Below are 705 nucleotides of genomic sequence, written 5' to 3' on the forward strand. Positions count from 1 at the left end.
TTTCCCCATTCAGACATCTCCGGATCACAGGATATTTGCCGCCTCCCCGGAGCTTTTCGCAGGCTATCACGTCTTTCATCGCCTCTGACTGCCAAGGCATCCACCACATGCACTTAATTACTTGACTATACAACCCCAAACAGTCGTTCATCCTTACAAGCAGGATGAGCAACAGATTAACCAATCACTCGGTCAATCATACAGTTGGCGTTTGTGCATTTAAGCACTGTACAGCTTCAATTAGATTCATATACCAAAACGCTTGATTCAGTTAATCGCTAGTTTCTCAGTTCTTCATCTTCATTCAACTATGTCACTTGCGTGTCATATTTAAATGTCAATTTAGTTCTGAGCCTTAAACAATTTATTTCAACTCAAATATATTCTGTTAATGATTGATCTAGCCTTCGTCAGGTCTAGACGCTGTGATAAATCACAGAGATTATCAAGTGCGCGTATCATAACGCTTGTACTTGTTAATCTCTAGGATCTAAACACTTATCTGAGTGTTTAACACTCAGCTCAAGCTTCGTTTGATTAAAGCCTGCGCGAAGCGTAGCTTCTTGCTTAAATTTCAAGGAAAAGCATGCTTTTCTTGTCTTGAAATTTGGTGGAGACTAGGAGAGTCGAACTCCTGACCTCCTGCGTGCAAAGCAGGCGCTCTACCAACTAAGCTAAGTCCCCAGCTTATCAATAAGTCAATGT

Annotated in this window: 1 tRNA gene and 1 rRNA gene; both read right to left on the reverse strand. The window is 41.4% G+C overall.

Features of this window, described 5'->3' with window-relative positions:
- Positions 1-127 (reverse strand): 23S ribosomal RNA (locus GVV58_RS15260); the annotation flags it as partial.
- Positions 128-608: 481 nt separating this feature from the next.
- A tRNA-Ala gene (locus GVV58_RS15265) sits at positions 609-684 on the reverse strand.
- Positions 685-705 lie beyond the last annotated feature (21 nt).

Source organism: Acinetobacter sp. 18QD2AZ41W (assembly GCF_009829025.1).
Lineage (GTDB): Bacteria > Pseudomonadota > Gammaproteobacteria > Pseudomonadales > Moraxellaceae > Acinetobacter > Acinetobacter pseudolwoffii.